Origin of the sequence: Streptomyces sp. B21-083 (assembly GCF_036898825.1) — a bacterium.
In the GTDB taxonomy this organism is placed as follows: Bacteria; Actinomycetota; Actinomycetes; order Streptomycetales; family Streptomycetaceae; genus Streptomyces.
The window spans coordinates 4,642,848-4,665,268 of record NZ_JARUND010000002.1; the positions used below are offsets into that span (position 1 = coordinate 4,642,848).

Here is a 22,421-nt window from a genome sequence, read left to right on the forward strand (position 1 = left end):
CGTGACGGAACAACAGGTCGGGACCCCGGCCTTCTCGGTCGTCCCCGGAGCTACGGTGCACCGGTGCCTGGCGGGCCGACAGCACGAGGTCATGGACATCGTCGAGCAGGCGTACCGCCTGCACGGGGCGGGCCGGACGGTCAACCCGCCGTCGTACTTCCTGCGCTTCCCCGACCGGCCCACCGCGCGCATCATCGCGCTGCCCGCCTCGCTGGGCGGGGAGTTCGGTGTGGACGGGCTGAAATGGATATCGAGCTTCCCGGAGAACCTCTCGCACGGGATTCCGCGCGCCTCCGCGGTCCTGATCCTCAACGACGCCCGGACCGGGTACCCGTACGCCTGTCTGGAGAGCTCCATCATCAGCGCGGTGCGCACCGCCGCCTCAGCGGCGGTCGCCGCACGGGAGCTGACCCGTGACCGGCCGGCACCGCGCCGGATCGGCTTCGTGGGGACCGGTCTCATCGCCCGGTACCTGCACGACTACCTCTCGGTGCTCGGCTGGGACCTGACCGAGGTCGGGGTGTACGACCTGTCGCCCGCATACGCCGAGAGCTTCGCCGGCCATCTCGCCGACCGGACACCGCAGGTGCCGGTGCGGGTGCACGGATCGGCGGAGGAACTGGTGCGCTCCAGCGACGTCGTGGTTTTCGCCACCACCGCCTCCACCCCGCACATCACCGACCCGGACTGGTTCGGGCACCATCCGGTGGTCCTGCACGTCTCGCTGCGCGACCTGGGCCACCAGGTCGTCGAGGCGGCCTGCAACGTCGTCGACGACGTCGAGCACGTCCTGAAGGCCGACACCTCGGTGCACCTCGTGGAGCAGCGCACCGGATCGCGGGACTTCATCGACGGCACCCTGTACGACGTCCTCACCGGCCAGGTCGTGGTGCCCGCCGACCGCACGGTCATCTTCTCGCCGTTCGGGCTGGGGGTACTGGACCTCGCGGTCGGCCACTTCACCCATGACCGGGCCGCCCGGACGGACGAGCTGCTGCGGGTCGACGGCTTCTTCCACGACGTCGACCGTCACCGCAGCCCCGACCCGGTGGGCACCCCGGCCGGGAGCGACCGATGAGCGGCGGAACCTCCCTCGGCGACCTCCGCCTCCTGCCCGGCGCGGCCGAGGCGGCGCGTGCCCGCGCGCTGCGCAACCCGCTGCCGGTGGACACGGCGAGCGCGGTTCTCGACCACGTCGCCCGGCACGCCGGGACGGACGGGGACAAGGCCGCCGTGGTCCACGGCGACACGGTCGTGACCTATCGGGGCCTGCTGGAGCGGGTCGGCGCGATCCGCGCCGACCTGCTCGGCAGGGGATGCGGTCCGGGCGACGTCGTCGCGGTGACCGGACTGCGCTGTCCGGACATCATCGCGGTGCTGCTGGCCGCGGAGAGTCTCGCCGCCGTCTACCTGCCCGTCGATCCCGGCTGGCCCGCCGCGCGGGTCGCGGACGTCCTGAAGCGTGGTGCGGCCCGCTGGCTGGTGGACTGCACCACGTCCGCCACCGGTCCGGTCCGGGAGGCGGCGGCGCGGGCCGGCGTCGAGCCGGTTCCGGTCCCCGGCCGCACCGCGGCGAGCGGTGCTCCTCCCACGGCCGCGGTGGGCGACCGCTCGCGCGAGCCCCGGTACGCCATCTTCACGTCGGGGACGACGGGCCGCCCCAAGGGGGCACTGGTCGAGCACCAGGGCATGATGAACCACCTGTGGGCGAAGGTGCTCGACCTGTCCCTGGATCGCGACGACACCGTGGCGTTCAGCGCGCCGCTGATCTTCGACATCGCGGTGTGGCAGATGCTGGCCCCGCTGCTCGTCGGAGGCACGGTCGCCGTCATCGACGACGCCGACCTGGCCTTCCCCCGGCGGCTGACGCGCGCCCTCTCCCGGTCCCGGGTGAGCGTGGTGGAGCTGGTGCCCACCGTGCTGGGCTGGCTGGTGGACCAGGTCGGCCGGACCGGCCCCGACTCCCTGGTGGGGCTGCGCTGGGTCATCTCCACCGGTGAGGAGCTGCGGCCCGCCCTGGCACAGCGGGTGTTGGCGGGTCTGCCCCGGGCCAGACTGCTGAACGCCTACGGGCCCACGGAGTGTTCCGACGACGTGACCCACCAGGTGGTGGGGGCGGCGGAGGCGGCGCTGGAACGACTGCCGGTCGGCACCGCGGTCGTCAACGCCGTCCTGCACGTGCTGGCCGGTGAGAGCGACGGCCGGTGGCAGGCGGCGGCGGAGGGCGAGCCGGGCGAGCTGTTCGTGGGCGGGCTGCCGGTCGGGCTGGGCTATCTCAACGACGAGGCCACGACGCGGGCCGCGTTCTTCCGGGACGTGATAGATCCCGGATCGCCGACCGGGCGGCTGTACCGGACGGGCGACCTCGCCCGCGTGGTGGACGGCAGGGTGCACTACTTGGGCCGGGCCGACCGTCAGGTCAAGGTGTCCGGCGTGCGCATGGAACTCGACGAGGTCGAGGTCGTACTCAGCCGCCATCCCGCCGTCGACAGCTGCGCCGTCGTCGTCAGCGGTACGGACGGAGCCGCGGAGCTGACCGCGCACTACAGCCCGCGCGGGCCGGTCTCGACCGACGAACTCAAGGAGCATCTCCGCAGCCGGCTGCCCGCGGCGATGGTGCCCGGGCGGTGGCGGTCGTGGGAGGCGCTGCCTCTCACCCGTAACGGGAAGACCGACCATCGCGCCCTGCGAGACGCCGACGCGGTGGCCGATGCCGGGCGGGGCGCCGCCCCGTGAACCTCCGGCCCGGACGCGGCCCCGGCGGACCTGTGCACACGGGTCCGCCGACCGGCCCGCACATACCTGAACACCCATCGATGACATGCGGAGCACAGCCATGAACGAACCTTGGGACGATCGCTTCAGAACCCTGCTGGCCTCCCAGCTCAGTGGCCCCGTGGCAGCCCGGCTCACCGCTGACGACGACCTCTTCGACGAGGGCCTGAACTCGCTGGGCGTCGTCGCTCTGGTGGTCGCTGTCGAGGAGTGCTACGCGATCGAGTTCCCTGACGAGGCGCTGGACCGGGAGACGTTCCGGACCCCCGGAAGGCTCTGGGCCACCGTCGCGGGTCTGTTGCCCCGGGTGCAGGACGGCGGGGAGAACCGATGATCGTCTCCGTCGCCGGGGCCGACGGGGCCGGCAAGTCCACCGTCACACGGCTGGCCGCCGAGCGTCTCGCGAGCGCGGGGACCGCCGTCGAACGCGTCGAGCGGTGGAACATCGTCGGCAATCCCCGGTATCCGACAGCGGACCTGCTGCGCCGTGATGTCCCGGCCGCGCGGACCTGCGTGGCGGACATGCCGCCCGGCCCGCGCTTCCTGTTCCTGATGTGGTCCATCGACCTGGCACTGCGCGGCCGGGCGCCGGGCGGCCCGGAAGCGGCGGTGACCTTGCTGGACGGGTACTGGATGAAGCACGCGGCGAGCGAGATCGCCTACGGGCTGGACCGCACGTGGGTGGAGTCGGTGGCGGCCGGGCTTCCGCCCTCCTCCGAGGTGGTCTATCTCCGGCTCGAACCGGAGCGGGCGTGGGAGCGCAAGGCAGGCCGGGACCTCGTGCCGTACGAGTGCGGGATGGATCCGACGTGCTCCCGGGAGAGCTTCCTGACGCACCAGCGGCACGTGCTGGAAGTGCTGGACGGCTGGGCGGCACGCTTCGGCTGGCGGGAGATCGACGCCGCGCAGCCCGTGGAGGTCTTGGTCGACGCGGTCGTCATCGGCACGGTGGGGCGGCTGACGAGCGCGCACCGTGCGGCGGCGGATACGGGGGCACGATGAGGAGCGGCAGCGCGGGCGGTCAGGGGGCGCCCCGGACCGTCGTGGTCAAGGTCGGCGGCAGCCTCGTGTCGGACAAGCGCAGCGACCACGACATCGACGAGGCCGCCGTGCGGGACTACGCGGAGCTGGTGGCGGACCTGGTGCGGAGCCATCCCGGCCGGGTGGTCTTCGTGGCGGGGGGCGGTGCCCTCGGCCACTCCTCGGTACGCCGTAAGGAACACGACGGGCGACTGGCCCTGCTGCCCCTGACCCGGGCGACGTTCGACGTGAAATGGGTGTGGACCGAGGCGTTCCGCGCCGTCGGGCTGCCCGCCGCGCCGCTCCAGGCGATGGCGATGTACGCGGAGGGCGCGGACGGCCCGGTCTTCCAGACCGGGGTGGTGTCTCGGCTGCTGACGGCAGGTGTGCTGCCGGTGCTCTCCGGGGACTGCGTGCTGACCGCCGACGGCGGGCTGCGCATCCTGGGCAGCGACCACGTGCCCGGAATCCTCCTGGACGGCTCCTTCGGGCCGGTCCGGGTGGTCGCCCTCACCGACGTGCCAGGCATCCACGCCGGTCCCGGCGGCGACAGTCCGGTCGTGCCGTACCTGGACGCGGCGGACCCCGAACGGGCTTACGCGTACCTCTGGCCGACCGCCGCCTGGGACACGAGTGGGGCGATGCACGGGAAGGTGGAGGCGTTCTTCTCGCACGCCGACCGCGGCGCCGAGTGTGTCATTTCCCGGGGCGACCGCAAGGCCGCCGGGCTGCGCCATCTGATGGCCCCGATGGCCGAATGGCCGCAGGACCTTCCACGCACCCTGATCTCTCGCAGCCGCCCCGTCTAGGCCCTGCCCCGGCAGGGCCCGGTCCACCCGGCACCGGGCGCCCGTCGCGCCCGGTCATCAGTGTCCACACCTTCGATCCGGTGGAGTCCCCATGTCCCCTTCTCCCGCCCCGACCGAGCCACGGCCGCAGAACCGCGTGGTCCTGATGAATCCAGGACCGGTGAACGTGTCCGAGGAAGTCCGGGCCGCGCTCACCCTGCCCGACCTGTGCCACCGCGAACCGGAGGCACTCGCGCTGATGCAACGGATCAGGAGGAAGACCACCCGTGTCTGCGGCGGTGACGACCGGCACGCCGCGGTCCTGTTGGCGGGTTCGGGGACCACGGCGCTGGAGGCGGCCTTCTCCTCCGTGGTTCCTGCGGACGGCCGCGTCCTCGTGATCGACAACGGCCACTACGGGGAGCGGCTGGCCCGGATCCTGTCGGTGCACGGCATCGCCGTCGAGCACCTGACGTTCGGCTGGGGCCGCCCGGTCGACCCGGCGGTGGTCGAGCGGTCCCTGGCCGGGGACCCGTCCCTCACGCACGTCGCCCTCGTGCACCACGAGACGAGCACAGGGATGCTCAACCCGCTGCGGGAGATCGGCGCGGTGACCGCCCGGCACGGCCGGTCCCTGGCCGTCGACGCGATCAGCAGCCTGGGCGCCGAGGCGTTCGACCTGGTCGCCGACGGCGTCGACTGGTGCGTCGGCACCACGAACAAGTGCCTGGAGGGTTTCCCCGGGGTGAGCTTCGTCGTCGGCGCGCGGGAGCGTCTGGCCGCTCTGGAGGCGGTCCCGGCGCGGACCTTCTCCCTGGACCTGCACCGCCACTTCGTCGCCCAGGAACATGACGGGGTTCCCCTGTTCACCCTGCCTCTTCAGATCATGGCGGCGTTCGACACCGCACTCGACCTGGCCCTGCGCGAAGGCACTCCGCAACGCCACGAACGGTACACAGCCCTGGCCGAGCGGCTGCGCGGCGGTCTCGCCGAACGCGGCCTCGCGCTCCGGCTTCCCCCCGAGCACCGCGCCAGCTCGCTGACGGCCTTCGCGCTTCCCGACGGAATGACGTACGAGGAGCTGCACGACGGTCTCAAGGCCGAGGGGTTCGTCGTGTACTCGACCCAGGCACGCGGGGTGCGGGAGTTCCGGCTCTCCACCATGGGCCACCTCACCGACGAGGACATCACCCGCTTCCTGTCCGCCTACGACCGGGTTGTCACCCAGTACGCCGGAGCCGCCCTATGACCGACACCGTGTTCTCCACGCCGTCCGCCGGTCTGCGCCCCGGCCCGGAGCAGAAGGACTCCACGAGCACCGCAGGGGTGACCCTGGCGATCGTCGGGGGCGGGCCCAGCTGCACGTATGTGCTGGACCGGCTGGCGTCCGCCACCCGGGACGCGGCGGGCCCGTTCGACCTGGAGATCCACGTCTTCGACCGGACGGGGCAGTTCGGCGCAGGTCAGGTGCACAGTCCGGACCAGCCCGCCACGAGCTACCTCAACCGTATCGTCGGGCAGGTGGGGTTCGCCGCCGACGAGAGCGTGGTGGACGCCGGACCCCTGCTGGACCCCGCCGACCGGCCGACCCTGCTGGAATGGTGCCGCAGGAGGTTCCGCGACACCGGGGATCTGGTGTTCGACCTGACGGCCGAGGACTGGCCGAAGCGGTACGTCCACGGCCAGGCGCTGCGCGACCAGTTCGACCTTTACGTGCGGCTGCTGCGGCAGCGGCCGGGGATACGCGTCCTGCTCCACACCGCCGAAGTCGTCGATCTGGACGACGGCGGCGACGGAAGGCTGACCGTGGTCACCGCGGCGGGCACCCGGCCGGTGCGCGCCAGCCACGTCCTCATGGTGACCGGGCACTCCTCCAACAACCCCCTGATGTACGCGGGGCCTCGCCGATGGACGGAGTTCGCGGGGCGGGGACAGGCGGAGTTCCTGCCCTCGGCCTACCCGTTGGACCAGGCATTCCCGGCCGGTGCGGCCGGTCCCGACCGCGTGGTGGGCTGCCTGGGCATGGGCCTGACCACGATCGACGTGATCCTCCATCTGACCGAGGGCCGCGGGGGCAGCTTCGTCACCGGTCCCGACGAGCTGCTGGAGTACCGGCCCTCTGGCGCCGAGCCCGCCTCGATCGTGGCGTTCAGCCGCTCCGGCCTGTTCACCTTCGCACGCCCCTACAACGCCAAGGAGCGCGATCCGCAGAATCTGGAGCACCGGGGAACGTTCCTCGTCGAGGAGGCCGTGGACCGGCTGCGGACGTCGGCCGGGCAGCCCGCCCGGGTGGGCAGGACTGAGCGCAGACAACTGGACTTCCGTGCTCACCTGCTGCCCGTCGTGGTCCTGGAGATGGCGCACCTCTACTACACGACCCTCTTCGGGCCTGAGTTCGGCCGGGCCGCGGAGCTGGCCGCGCGGCCGGAGTACGAGGCGTTCCTCACCGACGGCGGGTCGGGAGCCGCGTCCCAGATGTCGGTCGAGCGGCTGCTGGCCCCGCTGGAACGGGCCGTCGACGAGGCGGTGGCGGTGGTCGATGGCGCCCTGGCGGGGGCGGGGCTCGGTCCGGCCAACGTACCGGACTGGGCCGAGAGCGCCCTGGAGCGATTTCTGGCGGTGGTCTTCGGTCCGGAACGGGCCGCGGAGATGGGCGCCCTGCGCGGGGACGGCGACGCGTTCGCCGCGGCTGTCGACGCGGCGGACTCCCCCTTCCGGCACCGGAAGTCCGCCGCGGCCAGCCGCTTCTCGTGGGAACGCATGATCGAGCCGCTGCCGCGTGAGGACTGTCGCACCCCTGAGCAGTACCGGGAGGCGCTTCTCGACTTCATCGACCTCGACCACCGCTGGGCCGCGCAGGACAACCTCTGGAACCCGGCCAAGGCGGCGGCCGACGGGGTCTGGCGGGACCTGCGCCATGTTCTGTCGCACGCGCTCGACTTCGGCGGTCTGCGGGCCTCGTCGCACCGGGATTTCCTCGATGTGTACATGCGCCACCACAACCGGCTGTGCAACGGGGCCGCGCTCGTGGTGATGGAGAAGATGCGCGCGCTGATCCGGCACGGTCTCGTGGACGTGTCGGCCGGACCGGACGCGGTGGTGGAGACGGACGAGTCCTCAGGCAGGTTCCGGGTGCGGGGCCCCGTCACGGGCGCGGACATCGGGGTGGACGTCCTGGTGGACTCGCGGGTGCATCCTTTCGACGCCGCCAACGACGTGCGTCCGCTCTATCCGAACCTGCTGCGGCGTGGGCTGGTACGCAAGTGGACCAACCCGGGCCAGGGGGAGGCCGGCTTCTCGCCGGGCGGGCTGGACCTGACGACCGCCTTCCATCCGGTACAGGCGGACGGCCGCACCGACACACGGCTGACCCTGCTCGGTCCGCCGAGCGAGGGAGTCATGTTCTTCCAGCTGGGGGCACTACGGCCGCACCAGAACCATCACGTGATGCAGGACATCCTGCTGTGGCTGAAGGGGTTCTGGCCGGACGTCACCGCACCGGAGAGCCGATGAGCGAGGGCCACCGCTCACCGGAGGGTGCCTGGTCCGATCGGGCCGGGCACCTCCCAGCCCCCGGGCGGACGCCAGTCACGCCACCGTTCCCACCAGCAAGCTCCGCGACTGACCAGGTCTGTCACGTCCGCCGCGGCGCGGCGCACCTGGCCGGCCTGCTCCGCGGAGAGTGCGCCACTGCGCTCCAGCGCGTGGAACTCCTCAACGTCCTTCCACCGGGAGGGGGAGCCGTCGCCAGGGATCCACAGGTCGAGTTCGAGATCGAGGGTGTCGAAACCGTGTACGCCGCGCCGCAGGGGTTGCTGGAAGTTCACGTACCACCCCTCGAAGGCGTCGCCACTGCGGCGTTGCCAGACCGCGTAGGCGTCGGAGGCGCGCTGGATCTGGAGGACACCGTCGGACTGCCAGACCGGGTCGTGCAGGCTCCAGGGGTGCGGCCCCCAGCTGAACTCACCGGCGCCGAAGGTCAGCGGAGTGCGCTCGGAGAGGTAGACGGCCACCAGATCGCCCTCGTCGGCGACCACCCGCACCGGGTAGAGCAGCCATTCCCGGCCGTCCAGCATCTCGCGTCTCGCGATGACCTGCCCTGGAGTGAATCTCGCCTGCATGGGATGACATTACCCCTTTCCGATCATGGTTCTGCCGCATTCCGGCCATCCCCCGATCTCACCAACTGCCTTACTGAAGACCGTAGTTGGTCTTCATCGTGCGGATGAAGTACGTTTCCAGGGGTCTGCGCCCCGCAGAGCTGCGCGAACGCCGCTGCGGCCGGACCGCCAGGGGCACGCACCCGGCGCACGACCGGCGGCCGACCGGTCCTGCCGTGCCCGTCACCGCCGGGCGGGACCGTTCAGACGCGCGGCGTGCTCCGCCGGCCCCTCCCGGTACCGTTCACCCCGTCTTTTGATGATCCTGCGAACCCCCGAGCGAAGAAGCGAGACACATGGCCACTGAGCAGAAGTCACCCACCGTGCGTGAGGTACTCCGGAGTCTTGACGTGTTCGCGGGCGCACTGCCGGAGTTCGGTCCGCAGGAGACCCCGGACACACCGCAGGAGCTGTTCACCGAGTGGCTGACAGAGGCCATCGCGGCAGGCGTGCGCGAACCGCACGCCATGACGTTGTCGACGGCGGGGCAGGACGGAACGCCGTCGGCACGGGTGCTGCTGCTGAAGGATGTCGGCCCGGCCGGCTGGAGCTTCGCCTCCCACGCGGCCAGCCCCAAGGGCCGGGACCTGGCGGCCACCCCCGCAGCCGCTCTCACGTTCTACTGGCCGCTGCAGGCCCGCCAGGTGCGGCTACGTGGCGCGGTGGCGCCAGAGAGCCCGGAACTCAGCGCCCAGGATTTCCTCGCCCGCTCACTGGGATCCCGCGCGGAGGCACTGGCCGGCATGCAGAGCAGGACGCTGGACGACCCGAAGAGCGTCTCGGCGGCGACCGAGGAGTCGCTCGCCCGGCTGGAACGCGAACCCGACCTGGTGGTGCCGGAGTGGACCCTCTACACCCTGGACCCGCACAGCGTCGAGTTCTGGCAGGGCGACAAGCAGCGCAAGCACACCCGGCTCGCCTACCTCCGTTCCGCCGACGGCTGGGACAAGCAACTGCTCTGGCCGTGACTCCAGGCGCTTCACCGACGCCCTGCCGGACCCAGGACCCCGGCCGCCACACGGTTGGGGTTCCTGGGCCCGGTGGTGTCGCTCGTACCGCAGTCCTACGCGAACTGGCCTCTGTCGGCGAGGGAGAACACCACCCTCGGCCAGGCCCGAGGACGGGGACGCCACGGCGCACGCCGCAGGCGCCGACGAGGTCATCGACGGGCTGCGCAGCAGAGGATCGCGCCCACCCGCGCCTTCCACCGGCCGGCCGGACTGCTCCATGCGGTCTGGCCATCGGGAACGCCGACATGTCGGCGCGTGTCCTCGGCCTCGACACCGCCGGACCTGAGCGCACGGACGGAAATTAAGAATTGAGCCCCCACCGAACAGGTGGGGGCGTTCACTTTCCCATTCAACGGAACTCGGAATTCCGATTGGCCGCCGCTCGTGATACCAGTAATCACGCACGTGCCAAGTGTCAATCGAAGGCGCCACACACTGGTTTCCGGCCAGGAAATTCGAAACTGTTGAGGAGTTCTCAATGAACACCGTCTCGGTCAATTCTGCTGACATCGAGCAGGTCTTCGCCTCGTTCGACGTGACCGAACTGGAGGTCCTGGAGGTCTCGCAGGGCGTGGCCTTGCCCGAGATGGGCGCCTCCGGCGGCAGCGGCGGCATGTCGTCGTCCTCGTCGACCTGCTCGTCGTCCACCTGCTGACGAAGGCCGCCCGTCCGGGACCGGGCCCGTGGATCAGCCCCGGCGGGCGACGTGCAGCGCGGTGGCCCACAGGACGGCGGCGGCCCCGAATCCCAGCAGGACACGGACGTTCGCGGCGCCGATCCCGCCGGCCAGCGTCAGGATCGCGACCAGCGCCAGGGCCATGAGCAGCGCACCGGTCCACCAGTACTGCGGCTGCGCAAAGGACCGCGCGAGCGGGAGGAAGTGCAGCCCGACGATCAGGCACACCGCGGCGGGAACGTAGAGCCACAGACCGAGCCGGCCGAGGAGCAGGATCGCCGCGACGACCGCCACGGTCTGGCCGATATTCACCTGGCCGAAAACCCGGAAGCTGTTCGGCGCCACCCGGCGCATACACCTTTGGCCCGGCAACGCCCCGAACCGGATGGTGAGGGTCACCGCCGTGACCGCCACTGCCGCGGCCAGCGCGACTATGCAGAACAACGCCGGCGCGGACACCCGAGGTATCAGTCCTGACACCCCCAGGATTTCCCACATCGAAGCGAAAACAGACATGATGACCGCGCCCTGTACGGGCCGGTTTTCGCTCAACTTTCGGCTGCCGGATTCATTGATCACCGGCCCAGCGTACCGCAGCCCTTCGTCCCGGAATGCAGTACAGCTGTCATGAAACACATGACGCTTGGCAGGAAGTAATCGGCAGCCCTTTTCTGATCGCATTCGATTCTTGAAAGATGAGTGCCCATGAGTGCCGATGCGCCAGAAGACCACCCCGCAGGAGTCCGGCTCCTCACCAGAGCGCCGGTGACGCCGGGATGGCTCTCCAGGTCCGTGGTGCCCCTCGCCCGCGCCGTGCGCGACAGCGGGGGCGCCGTCGTACGCCTCGCCGGGGATGGTTGCACGGCCCGCACGTGGACATCATCGGCCGGGGTGCGCTGGGCCAGGGACTCCCCTGGGAGAGCCTGGCACGGCACCTGGACGCCGGTCCCCTGCCCGGGGACCGGGCGCTGGATGAAGAGACCTACCTCGCGCAGGCACGGAAGTTCGGCCGGTTGGAAGCCGCGAGCCACTCCTGAGCTTGGACTCGGCTTCCTTGGCCGCCTCGGCGAGATCACCGATCTTGTCCTTGCGCTCCATCTTCTCCGCGAGTGCGTCGAGTCGACGCAACGCGTACACCTGGGTCGTCGCAATCGTCCCCGGCGTGGCCTGCACCTTCGACCACGTGATCTCGGAAACCCGGCCTACCTGCTCCCGGATGGTCATGGCCTCCTCGATCAGGAGCTCCGCTCCGATCATGTCTGCCACCGCAGCGTCCTTCTGGGTCAGGTGGCGGGGCCCGGCCAGATCGCCGAGGCGTCGTCGCGGTGGGGGACCGGCAGGCGCACCGGACGCACCGGCACTGATCGGGCACTCCCCGCCACGGTCTCCGTCCAGGTCACAGGCCGGCCCGAGTAGCAAAGCGTCGTCAGGATGAAGACGCCGTCCGCGTACACCTCGACGTACTCACCGACGGTCAGGATGCGCAATCGCCGGACGGGCTGGGTGAGCGCCGCCTCCTGGAGGGGGGATCCGCCGGTTCCGGTCACTCGTACGTGTGTGGCGTCGCAGTGGACCACGAGCGCCGGGCTGCCGTTGTCCGTACGCAGGACCACCTCGGCCGAGCCGGTGATGTCGATGTCCCCGACCGCGTGCAGGACCGGGCGGTCCGTGGGCTGCTCCAGCCAGTTGTCCAGGCCGTTCCACCACTCCAGTCGGGCCGTGGTGCCGGCGGCCCCACCAGGTGCGACCGTCAGCACCTTGGGCTGGGCCAGCATGCCCCGGCAAAAATCGCCGGAGTCCCGCAGACCGACCCGGCGGGGCGTGGTGTGCAGCACCACCCGGGCACCGTCGGGTGCCACCATCACCCGGGGTGCGTAGGCGCCCGGCGGGCCCGCCGGGCCCAGATGCTCCCACGGCCCCCGCAGCCGTGGTGCCGACCAGGCGTCGAAACGGTTGGCGGAGCCCAGACACCCGAGCAGCAACCAGCCGTCCCCCGTCCGCTCCAGGACCGGGCACTCCAACTGGTCGATGTCGCCGGGCGAGATCAGCGGCGGGTGCACCTGCCAGTGCGTCAGGTCGGGCGACGTGGCAAAACCGACACAGCCGCTGACCTCCACGGGCAGGGACGCGTCACTGGCGCAGACGGCCATGGCCCAGCCGGTTCCCTCGTCGTCGCGGACGACGAACGGGTCGCGCCAGCCCATGGACTCGCCGGTTCGGTACCAGCGGGGGTCGGCGCGTACCACCGGACCGGTGCCCCGGCGCCGCCAGGCGGTCCCGTCCCGGCGGTCGGAAACCGCCAACCCCACCGCCTGCAGCGGCCAGCCCCCGGCCGTCAGCGTCTGGACCCCCGTGTAGAACATTGCCAGCCCCTCCCCGTACGGGACCGGATGCATCGTCCACACGGCCTGCTGGTCGAACCGGCCGGGCAGTCCGACGCCGAACGCGGTGCCCTGGGGTTCCCAGGCCACCAGGTCGGTGGAGACGGCTCTGCCGTACGAGGTCTCCATGTGCAGGTGGTCGAAGCGGTCGGTCCAGGGGCCCTGCAGGTGGAGCAACGTATAGACCCCGTCGTTCGACAGCAGGGCGAAGTCGTTCACACAGAGGCCGGGCGGGGCGTAGCGCATGAACGGCTCCTCTCGTCGTGATGTCGACCAGTGATGTCGACGCGCGTGTCTCCAGCTGATGCCGGAGACTCACACACGAATAGCATGACATTTACTGACAATTGGCGGGAGGCTTATCGTGATCGTGCGGAGTCGGCATCGAGTCACCTGGCTGTGTGTGGCGCTGGTTCTGCCGGTCGCGGCTCTCACCGCGTGCGGCGGGGACGGAGGCGACTCGTCACAGGGCGAAGGCGGCAGCGGCAAGGGCGACATCACCATCTGGGCGCATCAGGGCCAGGCGAGTGAGGACAAGGTCCTGCAGAACACCGTCGCGTCGTTCAACAAGGCGCAGAGCGACGTCAAGGCGACTCTGAAGCTCATCCCGGCCAACGACTACACCAAGACCATCACCGCCACCCAGGCGTCGGAACTGCCGGACGTCCTGGAGTTCGACGGTCCGACCATGGCGAACTTCGTCTACAACCGAAAGCTCACCCCCATCTCCTCGTACGTCTCGTCCAAGACCGTCGACAACGCCACAGACGCGATCAAGAACCAGGGCACGGCGAACGGGAAGCTCTACGGGCTCGGCATGTTCGACTCGGCCCTCGGGCTGTACGGCAACAAGAACCTGCTGGACTCGGCCGGTGTGGACTACCCGAAGAGCCTGTCCGAGGCCTGGACCGCCGACGAGTTCGACGGCGCCCTGAAGAAACTCGCCGCCAAGGACTCCGACGGCAAGGTCCTGGACATCCAGGAAGCCGACGGCCTCGGCACCGAATGGGGGACGTACGGCTTCTCCCCCATCCTCTGGTCGGCCGGAGGCAAGCTCATCCAGGACAACAAGGCGACCGGCGTGATGGACACCCCCGACGCCGTCAAGGCGTTCAAGAGGTTCCAGTCCTGGAAGCCGTACGTCGATCCGAACACCGATGCCAACGCGATGACGAGCAGGCGGGTCGGGCTCAGTTGGGTCGGCCACTGGCTCTACCCCGCGTACAGCAAGGCGCTGGGCTCCGACCTCGTCATCATGCCGCTGCCGGACTTCGGTCTCGGGCCCAAGACCGGACAGGGGTCGTGGGCCTGGGGCATGGGGGCGGAGACCAAGAACGGAAAGGCGGCCGGCGCGTTCCTGGACTACCTGCTGGGCGACTCGCACGTGAAGGCCATGACCGACGCCAACGGCGCGCCGCCCGGAACCAGGTCCGTGCTAGCCACGAGCCCGCTCTACAAGGCCGGTGGCCCGCTCCACCTGTTCGCCGAACAGCTCGACAAGTCCTGCGGCGACACGGACATCACCAAGTCCTGTGTGGCCGTCACCCGGCCGGTCACCGCCGGGTACCCGGTGATCACCAGCGAGTTCAGCTCGGCGGTGAACGCCATCTACGGAGGCGCGGACCCGCAGTCGGCACTGTCCAAGGCGGCCCGCGCCATCGACCGGGACTACGCCGACAACGACGACTACAAGCTGAACTGAGCGGGTGGGGGCGGGCTGTGACTGCGCACCGAGGCACCACCCGGCCCGGCGGCCGGAACCGGGCGCGCGACGGCCGGAGCCGACTGCGCGGCGGCCCCGACCAGGTGCCCGGCCTCGCGATGTCGGCGCCCGCGCTGATCGGGCTGATCACCTTCGTCGGGGTGCCCTTCGGTTACGCGGTGGTGCTGTCCTTCTACAAGGTGCGGCTCGGCTCCCCACGACCCCCGGAGTTCTTCGGGCTGGAACACTACCGGCGGTTGTTCACCGACCCCGACCTGTCGGACCAGTTCCTGCGGTCGCTGCTGAACAACCTGGTGTTCGCCGGTGCCGCCGTCCCGTTGCAGACCGGCATCGCCCTCGCGCTGGCCGTGCTGCTCAATCGCCGGCTGAAGGGGATCGGCGTCTTCCGGTCCTTGTTCTTTCTGCCGGTCGTCTTCCCCATGGCGTTGGTCGCAGTCATCTGGCGGCTGATCCTCTCCCGCGCCGACCAGGGCATGCTCAACACGGTGCTGTCGTACATCAGCTTCGGCCACTGGACCGCGTACGACTGGCTGGGCTCGGCGGCCACCGCGATGGCGTCCGTCGTGGTGCTGTCGGTGTGGCAGGGCGTGGGTTTCCAGATGGTCATCCTGCTGGCGGGGCTGCAGCAGATCCCGGAGGAGTTGTACGAGGCGGCGAGGATCGACCGGGCCGGCCGCTGGCAGCAGTTCCTCCATGTGACGCTGCCGGGGATCCGCGGCACCCTGGTCTTCGTCGCGCTGCTGACATCAGTACTGGCGTTCCGTGTCTTCGACCAGATCTACATCCTGATCCGGGGCGGCGGAGGCCTCGACGAGAACGCCACCCGTACCGTCATGTACGAAGCCGTCACGGTCGCCTTCGACCAGGGCAACATCGGGATGGCCTCCGCGATCACGGTGGTCTTCTTCGTCATCGTCGTCGCCCTGACGCTCCTGCAACGCCGTTTCGTGCGCGCCGAGAGCGAGGCCCGGTGAGCCCCCGGCGCCGGTACGGCAGACCGCGCCGCACCGGCGAGTACCTCACGCTGGGCGTTCTCGCACTCCTCCACGTCCTGCCCGTGCTGTACCTGGTCATCGGCAGTTTCAAGCCCTCGGACGAGGTGCTGAACGGGCTGTCGGGCTTCGTACCCACCCACTTGACGCTGCGCAACTACGAGGGGGTGTTCGAGAGTCTTTCCTCCCCGAGCACCGGCTACTTCTGGCAGTTCATGGCCGTGTCGCTCACCGTGGCGGCCACGGTGGTCGTGGGCGGGCTGCTGGTCAACTCGATGGCCGGGTACGCGCTGTCCCGGCTGCGCTGGCGAGGACGCGACGGCGTGTTCCTCCTCGTGCTGCTGCTGATGCTGGTGCCGTTCGAGTCGGTGGCGGTGCCGCTGTTCTACCTGTTCAACGGCGAGCGGAACACCCTGCACATCCTTGCCCTGCCGTTCGTCGCCAACGCCTTCTCGATCTACCAGTTCCACACGTTCTTCAGCGGGATCCCCCGCAGCATCGAGGAAGCGGCCCGGATCGACGGCGCGGGGCCGTGGCGCACCTTCCTATCCATCGTCATCCCGATGTCCAAACCCGTCTTCGCCTCCGTCGCGATCCTGACCTTCCTTGTCCAGTGGGGTTCCTTCCTCTGGCCGGTGCTCATGATCTCCGCCCCTTCCCTCCGGCCGCTGCCGCTGGAAATGAGCGTCTTCCAGAGCCAGGAGCCACCGGACTGGGGCCGGATCCTGGCCTTCGGAGTCCTGCTCGTCGCCCCGGTGCTGGTGATGTTCGCGGTCTTCCAGCGCTGGTTCGTGCAAGGCGTGGCGAGTTCCGTCGTCCGATGGTGAGCAGGCGATCAGGTCTCGGGGAGGGACTGCTCAGCCCAGATGATCTTGCCGGTCGGTGTCTGGCGGGTCCCCCAGCGATCGGTGAGCTGGGCGACGAGCAGCAGTCCGCGGCCCCCCTCGTCGAAGATTCGGGCCCGACGCGGATGCGGTGCGGTACTGCTGCCGTCGGCGACCTCGCAGATCAGTGACCGGTTCAGGATCAGCCGTAGTCGGATGGGGGCCTCGGCGTGCCGGATGGCATTGGTCACCAGCTCGCTGACAACCAGTTCCGTGACGAACGTGAGGTCCTCCAGTCCCCAGCCGGCCAGCTGGTCGGACGCCCGCTTGCGGGCGTCGGCGACGACGGAGGGGTCCAGGTCCAGCTCCCAGGTGGCGACCCGGTCGTCGCCGAGAGAGTGCGTACGCGCGATGAGCAGGGCGACGTCGTCGGTGGGGACGGAGGGGAGCAGTCGTTCGAGAACTGTGTCGCAGGTGCGTTCCAACGGCTGCCTGTGGTTACCGGACAGGACACGGCACAGTTCGTCGAGGTTGCCGGCCCGGGCGTCGATCAGGCCGTCGGTGTAGAAGGCGAGCAGGCTGCCTTCGGGCACTTCCATCTCGGTGGCCTCGAAGGGCAGGCCACCGATGCCGAGCCTGGGGCCTGCCGGAAAGTCGAGCAGATCGACGGTGCCGTCGCTCCGGACGAGCGCGGGCACCGGGCCGCCGGCGCGGGCGAAGGTGCAGTGGCGGGATATCGGGTCGTACACCGCGTAGAGGCAAGTGGCGGCCATTTCGCCGACGGCTTCCGGAAGGTCGGCTGTCTCGGTGATCTCATGGAGAGCGTCCCCCTGGTAGGGGGCTGCTCGCTCGTCGAGGCCCGTCATCTCGTTACGGTCGGCCCCGTCGCCGGGGCCCCGCTCGTCGAGGCCGGCCCGCGCTTCACCGCCGGCCGTCCGGTCGGGGGTGGCCGTCTTCGCGCGGTCGTCGTCCTTCGTGCTGATGCCCTCGGCGGCCAGGCGGATGACCAGGTCGTCCAGCTGGGTGAGGAGCTCGTCGGGGGCCTGATCGACATCGGCGAGGGTCCGCACCGCGATACGCAGCCGTCCCATGGCCGCCGACGCGTGGATACCGTGGCCGACGACATCGCCGACCACCAGGGCGACCCGGGCGCCGGACAGCGGAATCACGTCGAACCAGTCGCCGCCCATGCCGGCCTGGGAGCTGCCGGGAAGGTAGCGGGTGGCGACCTCCACGGCCTCCAGCTGCGGCAGCTGCCTCGGGAGGAGGCTGCGCTGCAGGGTGAGGACGGTGGAGCGCTCGCGGGTGTAGCGGCGGGCGTTGTCGACGCAGACAGCTGCCCTGGCCACCATTTCACCGGCCAGCACCAGGTCGTCCGACGTGAAGGGCTCGGGGCGCCGACGCGCGAAGACCGCTACGCCGAGAGTGGTGCCGCGGGCACGCACCGGTATCGCCATCACTTCGCGGATCCCGTAGTCGCGTACCCGGGCGGCCCTGGCCGGGTGCCCCCGGGCCCACCGGTCGAAGTCGTCGTCGCCTCGCCCACTCAGGACGGGTCGGCCCGAGACCAGGCAGCGGGCGGGCGGCGCGAAGTCCGGGTAGGTGTCCAACGCTCCCAGCACGACCGCGGCCTCGGGTGCGCCCTCGGTCATGGACCGGTGCGCGACCCGGCGCAGAGCCACTGTCCCGTCGACCGGGCCCGTAGGCGGCTCGCCGCCGTGCAGCACGGAATCGAGCAGATCGACACTGACGAAGTCTGCGACCCGGGGAACGGCCACCTCGGTCAGTTCGTCCGCCGTACGCGTCACGTCCAGCGTGGTACCGATCCGGGCGCTCGCCTCGTTGAGGACGGCGAGCCGCTGCCGCGCCACGAACTGCTCGGTGATGTCGCATCCCGCGGTGAACACTCCGCGCACCGTGCCGGTCCGATCTGTCACGGGCGACATGGTGACGGCCCACCAGGTCGGTTCCCGGGAATGAGACGTCGGAGCGGAGACCTCGTAACGGATCCCCTGGCCCGTCCGGGCCACTCCGCGCATCGTCTCAGTCACGTGTTCGGAGAAGGCGGAGGCGGAAAGGATGCCCTGCGCCCGGGCATCCCCGTACAGGTCCTCGATGACCTGTCCGAGCACCGTGTCGTCCTCCGCGAGGCCGAGCAGGCCGCGTGCCGCGGCGTTCATCCGCAGGATCCGCCCGTCGACGTCGTAGATCGCCAAGGTGAGCGGGGACAGCGCGAAAGCCCAATCCAGCAGGCGCGGATCGCCGTACGTGCTCAGCTGGGGATCGTCGTACGTGGCCGGCTGAGGGCCGTCGGCTGCGCTCTTGGCCGAGCGGGTGTGGACCAGAAACCACTGGGGCTGTCCGTCGGCGTCCGGCACCGACCATGCCCGCAGGTCCGCTTCCAGTCGGCGGCCGTCCCCGTGCCGCAGTGCCACCCTGCCGCTCCAGCTCCGGGAAACGGCCGCCTGCCGCAGGGCAGCCACGGGCGGGTCCCCGGCCAGCAGACGCGCGGCGGGGCGGCCGATCACATCGGAGGGCGCATAACCGAGCAGCTGCCGGGCACCGTCGCTCCACGCCGAGACCGTGCCGTGCGCATCGACGGCGGCCACGGCGTCCGTCATGTCGCCGAGGCCCTCGCCCCCGGCCTCGGGAGCGTCATAACTCGGATGCATGGCAACTCACCTCGCCGCCGGGTATGGGAGACGGTTTTCCGCACGCGGAACCGGTCATCTCGGGCACCGCCCTTTCCAGCGTAGGTCGCAGGAGGGAAGCACGACGGGTCCGGCCCGTGACGTCGTCCGCCGCCCCCGGCGGGCGGCTGGACGACGTCGCGGCCCAGGACTCACCCTTCGCCCTCATTCCCCTCGACCACGGAGGGCGGGAGGGCGACGGTCAGAGCGGCGCCGAGCGCCGGCGCCCAGACGCCGAGCGACGCGGGCAGGAGGTCCGGCTCGAAGGTGCAGTTCGGACGTTCGGCGAGCTTGGCCCTGATCGCGTCCACCATCCAGGGCAGCGCGGCGGACGCGATGTCGCCGCCCACCACCGCCGCCTGGGTGGGAAAGGCGGCGGCCAGGCTGTTCAGAACGATGCCCACAGCACGCCCGCTTTCGGTGAGCACGTCCACGGCGGTACGGTCGCCGTCCTCGGCGGCCTCGGTCACCGCGGCCACCCCGGACGGGCTCCAGGTGGAGCGAGCCCGGAACCGGCGGACGATGGCCTGGCCGCTGGCGAAGGTCTCCAGGCATCCCCGGCCACCGCAGCCCGGGCAGTGGGCACCGTCGGGCTCCACGGTGATGTGGCCGAACTCGCCGACGCGGTCGTCCGCACTCGCCAGGATCCGTCCCTGGAACGCGTAGGCACCGCCCACGCCGCCCCTGTGCAGCATGATGAAAAGTACGTTCTCCAAACCCTTCGCCGCGCCCAGCACGAGCTCGCCGTGCCCGAACGCCCGCGCGTCGTTGAGAATCTCCGTCGGGCATCCGACCCGGTACGCCAGCTCGTCCCGCAGCGGGTATCCGGCCCAGGGACCGACAAGGTTCATACTGCCCGCTCCGACGAGTCCGCTCTCGCGGTTCAGATCCCCTGGGACCGCCACCCCGAGCCCGTCCGCACGGTGTTCCCGGGTCGTCCGAGCCACGGCGTCGATGGCGTGCAGCAGCCCCGCCCGAGGAGTTCCGGCGCTGCCCTTCGCTTCGACCGAGTCCCCCACGATCAGCGCCCACCTCAACTCGTCGACACCCATCTCGACGCCGAGCCAGCGCTTCACTACGGGCTCCCCTCTTTGCCCACCGGCGCCTCGACGTCTGCGGACCGGCCGCGGACGGTAAGGCTGTGGCGGCCACCAGTCCCGAATCTTTTTATCATTACCCACCATATGGGTCGATAATCAGACACGCGCCCGAAATTCCGGGGAGGGAGGTGACGAGTGACCTTCCCACCACATGCCTCCGGCGTACCGGAGGGCGACCCGGGCCACTCTCGCGGCGTGCCGGAACCCGCGGCCCTCGCGCCGAACACCGTGGTCGTCGTACTGGACGCCACCGGCCGCATCAGACTGTGGAGCCAGTCAGCCCAGGACATGCTGGGCTGGACGGGGAAACGTGTCCTGGGTCGTCGCTTCGACCACCTCATGGACCCCAAGAGCCTTGACCCGAAAGCACGCTCCGACATCCTCACAGCGCTCCTGAGCTCCGAGTGCTGGAGCGGCCTCCTGCCCCTGCGGCACCGGGACGACCGGCCCATCCGGGTCCATGTGCGCTCGTCCCGCCTCCTCGATGGAGACGGGAGAGCGTTCGTCCACGCGTCACTCGCCGAGACGAGCCGGCCGGACCTGGAGGCGGCCGACTCGGCCGCGCTGGAGTCGTTCCTCGAATCGACCCCCCTGGGCGTCGCGATCTTCGACAACGACCTGAGGTGCGTCAGGGCCAACCAGGCCCTGGCCCGGCTCGACCACCATCCACTCGTGGACCACCTGGGCCACAGTGTGGACGAGGTGATCGACGAGCCTGTCGGCCTCTTGCTCCTCGAACTGCAACGCCAGGTGCTGAGAACCGGCCGCTCCATGATCGACATGACCTTGCCAGGACCGGGCGGGGAGGGGTTCTGTTCCGTATCCTGCAGTCGCCTGGCGGATACGGACCACAGGGTGATCGGCGTCGCCTGCACCATCACGGACGTCACGGAACGGCACCGGACCGCGAGAAAGAACGAACTCGTCCGCCAGCGTCTCTCGCTGCTCAACGATGTCGGCTCCCGCGTCGCCGACCTGCTCGACATCCCCAGGATCGCCGAGCGACTGGCCGGCACATTGGCCCCCGGGTTCAGCGACTACGCGGGGGTCGTCCTGCTCGAATCAGTGGTCACCGACGGTGAACTTCCCCGACATGCGCCCACCCACCGCACCCCCCTCATCCAGCTGGGCGTCGCCTGGACACAGCACAACCCCACGGTCGATCGCATGCTGCGGGTCGGCCAGTCCGTCAACGTCTCGGAGAACTCGGCCGCCGACGAGGCGCTGAGCAGCGGCCTCCCACAACTCCTCGACTCCCCCGAGCGGTTGCGGTCCGCCACCTACCCGGGTGACCCCAAAGTCCGGGCCGCGTTGGAGTTGGGCGTCCACTCGATGATGATGCTGCCGCTGCGCGCGGGAGGCATAGTGCTCGGCCTGCTGGTGGTGCACCGGGCGAACGACAGCCCCCCGTTCGACCATGCCGACCTGGGCTTCGCCATGAAGCTGGCCGACCGTGCCAGCACATCGCTGGACAACGCCCGCCTCTATACCCGCGAGCGCGCAGGCGCGCTCATGTTGCAGCGCGCGCTCATGCCCCAGCACATCCCCGAACCACCCGGAGTACACATCGCCTTCCGGTACGTCCCCGGCAGCGCCGGCAACGAGGCCGGTGGCGACTGGTTCGACGTCACACGGCTCGCCGGAGGACGGGTGGCTCTGGTCATCGGTGACGTCACCGGCCACGGTCTGCGCGCTGCTGCCACGATGGGCCTGCTACGTACCGCGGTACGCACCCTCTCCGTACTCGATCTCCCGCCCGCTCAACTGCTGCAGCACGTCGACGACATCGCCGCCGACCTGACTCATGACCCGGATGAGGCACTCATGGCGACGTGCGTCTACGCCGTGTACGACCCCTCGCTAAGGCGCTGCGTCATCGCGAGAGCCGGACATGTTCCGCCGGTGATGATCCAGCCGGAACCCACTGCTGACGGCAGCCGTAGCGTCCGGTTGCTGGACATGCCGTCCGGGGCCCCGCTCGGCGTCGGCGGTGTGAAGTTCGAGGAAGTGCAGTTCGACGTGCTCGACGGCTCGGTGCTCGCTCTCTACACCGACGGCCTCATCGAAGCCCGCGGCCAGGACATCAGCGACGGGCTCAAGCGCCTCTGCTCACAACTGGCCGAACCTCACGCCTCGCTGGAGGCGGCTTGCGACAGCGTCCTCAGCATCCTCGAACCGGGCGCCGAACAGGACGACGTGGCCCTGCTCCTGGCACAGCTTGTCGGGCTACCGGAAACCCCGAGATCTTCCTGAACGCCGCCGGCGTGACGGGTACCCAAGAT

19 protein-coding genes are annotated in these 22,421 nt (G+C 70.2%); 14 read left to right on the top strand and 5 right to left on the bottom strand.

Features of this window, described 5'->3' with window-relative positions:
* Position 1: 1 nt before the first annotated feature.
* The 7 genes from sbnB (at position 2) to QA861_RS44960 (ending at position 8,096) form a co-directional block, all read left to right on the top strand.
* Positions 2-1,078: a 2,3-diaminopropionate biosynthesis protein SbnB gene (gene sbnB / locus QA861_RS44930; RefSeq protein WP_334594721.1), complete on the top strand. Its 1,077-nt coding sequence runs from the start codon at positions 2-4 to the stop codon at positions 1,076-1,078.
* Positions 1,075-2,736: an amino acid adenylation domain-containing protein gene (locus QA861_RS44935; protein ID WP_334594722.1), complete on the top strand. Its 1,662-nt coding sequence runs from the start codon at positions 1,075-1,077 to the stop codon at positions 2,734-2,736. The genes sbnB and QA861_RS44935 overlap by 4 nt, the downstream gene beginning before the upstream one ends.
* 100 nt (positions 2,737-2,836) lie before the next feature.
* The gene (locus QA861_RS44940; RefSeq protein WP_334594723.1) at positions 2,837-3,109 is read left to right on the top strand and encodes a phosphopantetheine-binding protein; all 273 of its coding nucleotides are present in this window, start codon (positions 2,837-2,839) and stop codon (positions 3,107-3,109) included.
* Positions 3,106-3,777: a nucleoside/nucleotide kinase family protein gene (locus QA861_RS44945; protein WP_334594724.1), complete on the top strand. Its 672-nt coding sequence runs from the start codon at positions 3,106-3,108 to the stop codon at positions 3,775-3,777. The genes QA861_RS44940 and QA861_RS44945 overlap by 4 nt, the downstream gene beginning before the upstream one ends.
* Positions 3,774-4,604 carry an amino acid kinase family protein gene (locus QA861_RS44950; protein ID WP_334594725.1) on the top strand — a complete coding sequence of 277 codons (831 nt, stop codon included), beginning with the start codon at positions 3,774-3,776 and terminating at the stop codon, positions 4,602-4,604. The genes QA861_RS44945 and QA861_RS44950 overlap by 4 nt, the downstream gene beginning before the upstream one ends.
* Positions 4,605-4,770: 166 nt before the next feature.
* Positions 4,771-5,832 carry a pyridoxal-phosphate-dependent aminotransferase family protein gene (locus QA861_RS44955; RefSeq protein ID WP_334594726.1) on the top strand — a complete coding sequence of 354 codons (1,062 nt, stop codon included), beginning with the start codon at positions 4,771-4,773 and terminating at the stop codon, positions 5,830-5,832.
* Positions 5,829-8,096, top strand: a complete 2,268-nt coding sequence (locus QA861_RS44960) for an FAD/NAD(P)-binding protein (RefSeq protein ID WP_334594727.1) — start codon at positions 5,829-5,831, stop codon at positions 8,094-8,096. The genes QA861_RS44955 and QA861_RS44960 overlap by 4 nt, the downstream gene beginning before the upstream one ends.
* A 14-nt stretch (positions 8,097-8,110) precedes the next feature.
* Here the strand turns inward: QA861_RS44960 and QA861_RS44965 are convergent, their stop codons facing one another.
* Positions 8,111-8,704 carry a ribonuclease FAU-1 family protein gene (locus QA861_RS44965; protein WP_334594728.1) on the bottom strand — a complete coding sequence of 198 codons (594 nt, stop codon included), beginning with the start codon at positions 8,702-8,704 and terminating at the stop codon, positions 8,111-8,113.
* A 335-nt stretch (positions 8,705-9,039) separates the two neighbouring features.
* Between QA861_RS44965 and QA861_RS44970 the strand changes: the two genes are divergently transcribed.
* Both QA861_RS44970 and QA861_RS44975 read left to right on the top strand, forming a co-directional pair.
* Complete coding sequence (locus QA861_RS44970) at positions 9,040-9,711, top strand: pyridoxine/pyridoxamine 5'-phosphate oxidase (RefSeq protein ID WP_334594729.1); 672 nt, start codon at positions 9,040-9,042, stop codon at positions 9,709-9,711.
* Between the two features lie 520 nt (positions 9,712-10,231).
* On the top strand, positions 10,232-10,408 hold the full coding sequence (locus QA861_RS44975; protein WP_334594730.1) for a thiazolylpeptide-type bacteriocin: 177 nt from the start codon (positions 10,232-10,234) through the stop codon (positions 10,406-10,408).
* Positions 10,409-10,441: 33 nt separating this feature from the next.
* Here the strand turns inward: QA861_RS44975 and QA861_RS44980 are convergent, their stop codons facing one another.
* Positions 10,442-11,008, bottom strand: a complete 567-nt coding sequence (locus tag QA861_RS44980) for a hypothetical protein (RefSeq protein ID WP_334594731.1) — start codon at positions 11,006-11,008, stop codon at positions 10,442-10,444.
* A 293-nt stretch (positions 11,009-11,301) separates the two neighbouring features.
* Here QA861_RS44980 and QA861_RS44985 point away from each other — a divergent pair, with 293 nt between their 5' ends.
* A complete protein-coding gene (locus tag QA861_RS44985) occupies positions 11,302-11,466 on the top strand; it encodes a hypothetical protein (RefSeq protein ID WP_334595066.1) in 165 nt (54 codons plus the stop codon).
* A gap of 246 nt (positions 11,467-11,712) precedes the next feature.
* On the opposite strand, the gene QA861_RS44995 is transcribed toward QA861_RS44985, so the two are convergent.
* Positions 11,713-13,056: a glycoside hydrolase family protein gene (locus QA861_RS44995; protein ID WP_334594732.1), complete on the bottom strand. Its 1,344-nt coding sequence runs from the start codon at positions 13,054-13,056 to the stop codon at positions 11,713-11,715.
* Between the two features lie 118 nt (positions 13,057-13,174).
* Between QA861_RS44995 and QA861_RS45000 the strand changes: the two genes are divergently transcribed.
* From QA861_RS45000 to QA861_RS45010, 3 genes are read left to right on the top strand one after another with little or no spacing between them, the layout of a single operon-like run.
* A complete protein-coding gene (locus QA861_RS45000; protein WP_334594733.1) occupies positions 13,175-14,512 on the top strand; it encodes a sugar ABC transporter substrate-binding protein in 1,338 nt (445 codons plus the stop codon).
* Between the two features lie 17 nt (positions 14,513-14,529).
* A complete protein-coding gene (locus QA861_RS45005; RefSeq protein WP_334594734.1) occupies positions 14,530-15,507 on the top strand; it encodes a carbohydrate ABC transporter permease in 978 nt (325 codons plus the stop codon).
* Positions 15,504-16,352 (top strand): carbohydrate ABC transporter permease, encoded by an 849-nt coding sequence (locus tag QA861_RS45010; RefSeq protein WP_334594735.1) that lies wholly within the window; start codon positions 15,504-15,506, stop codon positions 16,350-16,352. The genes QA861_RS45005 and QA861_RS45010 overlap by 4 nt, the downstream gene beginning before the upstream one ends.
* An 8-nt stretch (positions 16,353-16,360) precedes the next feature.
* On the opposite strand, the gene QA861_RS45015 is transcribed toward QA861_RS45010, so the two are convergent.
* The gene (locus tag QA861_RS45015; protein WP_334594736.1) at positions 16,361-19,021 is read right to left on the bottom strand and encodes a SpoIIE family protein phosphatase; all 2,661 of its coding nucleotides are present in this window, start codon (positions 19,019-19,021) and stop codon (positions 16,361-16,363) included.
* A 170-nt stretch (positions 19,022-19,191) separates the two neighbouring features.
* Positions 19,192-20,115, bottom strand: a complete 924-nt coding sequence (locus QA861_RS45020) for an ROK family protein (protein WP_334594737.1) — start codon at positions 20,113-20,115, stop codon at positions 19,192-19,194.
* A gap of 219 nt (positions 20,116-20,334) precedes the next feature.
* On the opposite strand from QA861_RS45020, the gene QA861_RS45025 reads away from it, so the two are divergent.
* Positions 20,335-22,392 (top strand): SpoIIE family protein phosphatase, encoded by a 2,058-nt coding sequence (locus QA861_RS45025; RefSeq protein WP_334594738.1) that lies wholly within the window; start codon positions 20,335-20,337, stop codon positions 22,390-22,392.
* Positions 22,393-22,421 lie beyond the last annotated feature (29 nt).

Bases quoted from the DNA above. Each gene is read 5' to 3' on its own strand.
- QA861_RS44935 (WP_334594722.1), top strand. From the start codon at position 1,075: ATGAGCGGCGGAACCTCCCTCGGCGACCTCCGCCTCCTGCCCGGCGCG.
- QA861_RS44940 (WP_334594723.1), top strand. From the start codon at position 2,837: ATGAACGAACCTTGGGACGATCGCTTCAGAACCCTGCTGGCCTCCCAG.
- QA861_RS44945 (WP_334594724.1), top strand. From the start codon at position 3,106: ATGATCGTCTCCGTCGCCGGGGCCGACGGGGCCGGCAAGTCCACCGTC.
- QA861_RS44950 (WP_334594725.1), top strand. From the start codon at position 3,774: ATGAGGAGCGGCAGCGCGGGCGGTCAGGGGGCGCCCCGGACCGTCGTG.
- QA861_RS44960 (WP_334594727.1), top strand. From the start codon at position 5,829: ATGACCGACACCGTGTTCTCCACGCCGTCCGCCGGTCTGCGCCCCGGC.
- QA861_RS44965 (WP_334594728.1), bottom strand. From the start codon at position 8,704: ATGCAGGCGAGATTCACTCCAGGGCAGGTCATCGCGAGACGCGAGATG.
- QA861_RS44970 (WP_334594729.1), top strand. From the start codon at position 9,040: ATGGCCACTGAGCAGAAGTCACCCACCGTGCGTGAGGTACTCCGGAGT.
- QA861_RS44975 (WP_334594730.1), top strand. From the start codon at position 10,232: ATGAACACCGTCTCGGTCAATTCTGCTGACATCGAGCAGGTCTTCGCC.
- QA861_RS44995 (WP_334594732.1), bottom strand. From the start codon at position 13,056: ATGCGCTACGCCCCGCCCGGCCTCTGTGTGAACGACTTCGCCCTGCTG.
- QA861_RS45015 (WP_334594736.1), bottom strand. From the start codon at position 19,021: ATGCATCCGAGTTATGACGCTCCCGAGGCCGGGGGCGAGGGCCTCGGC.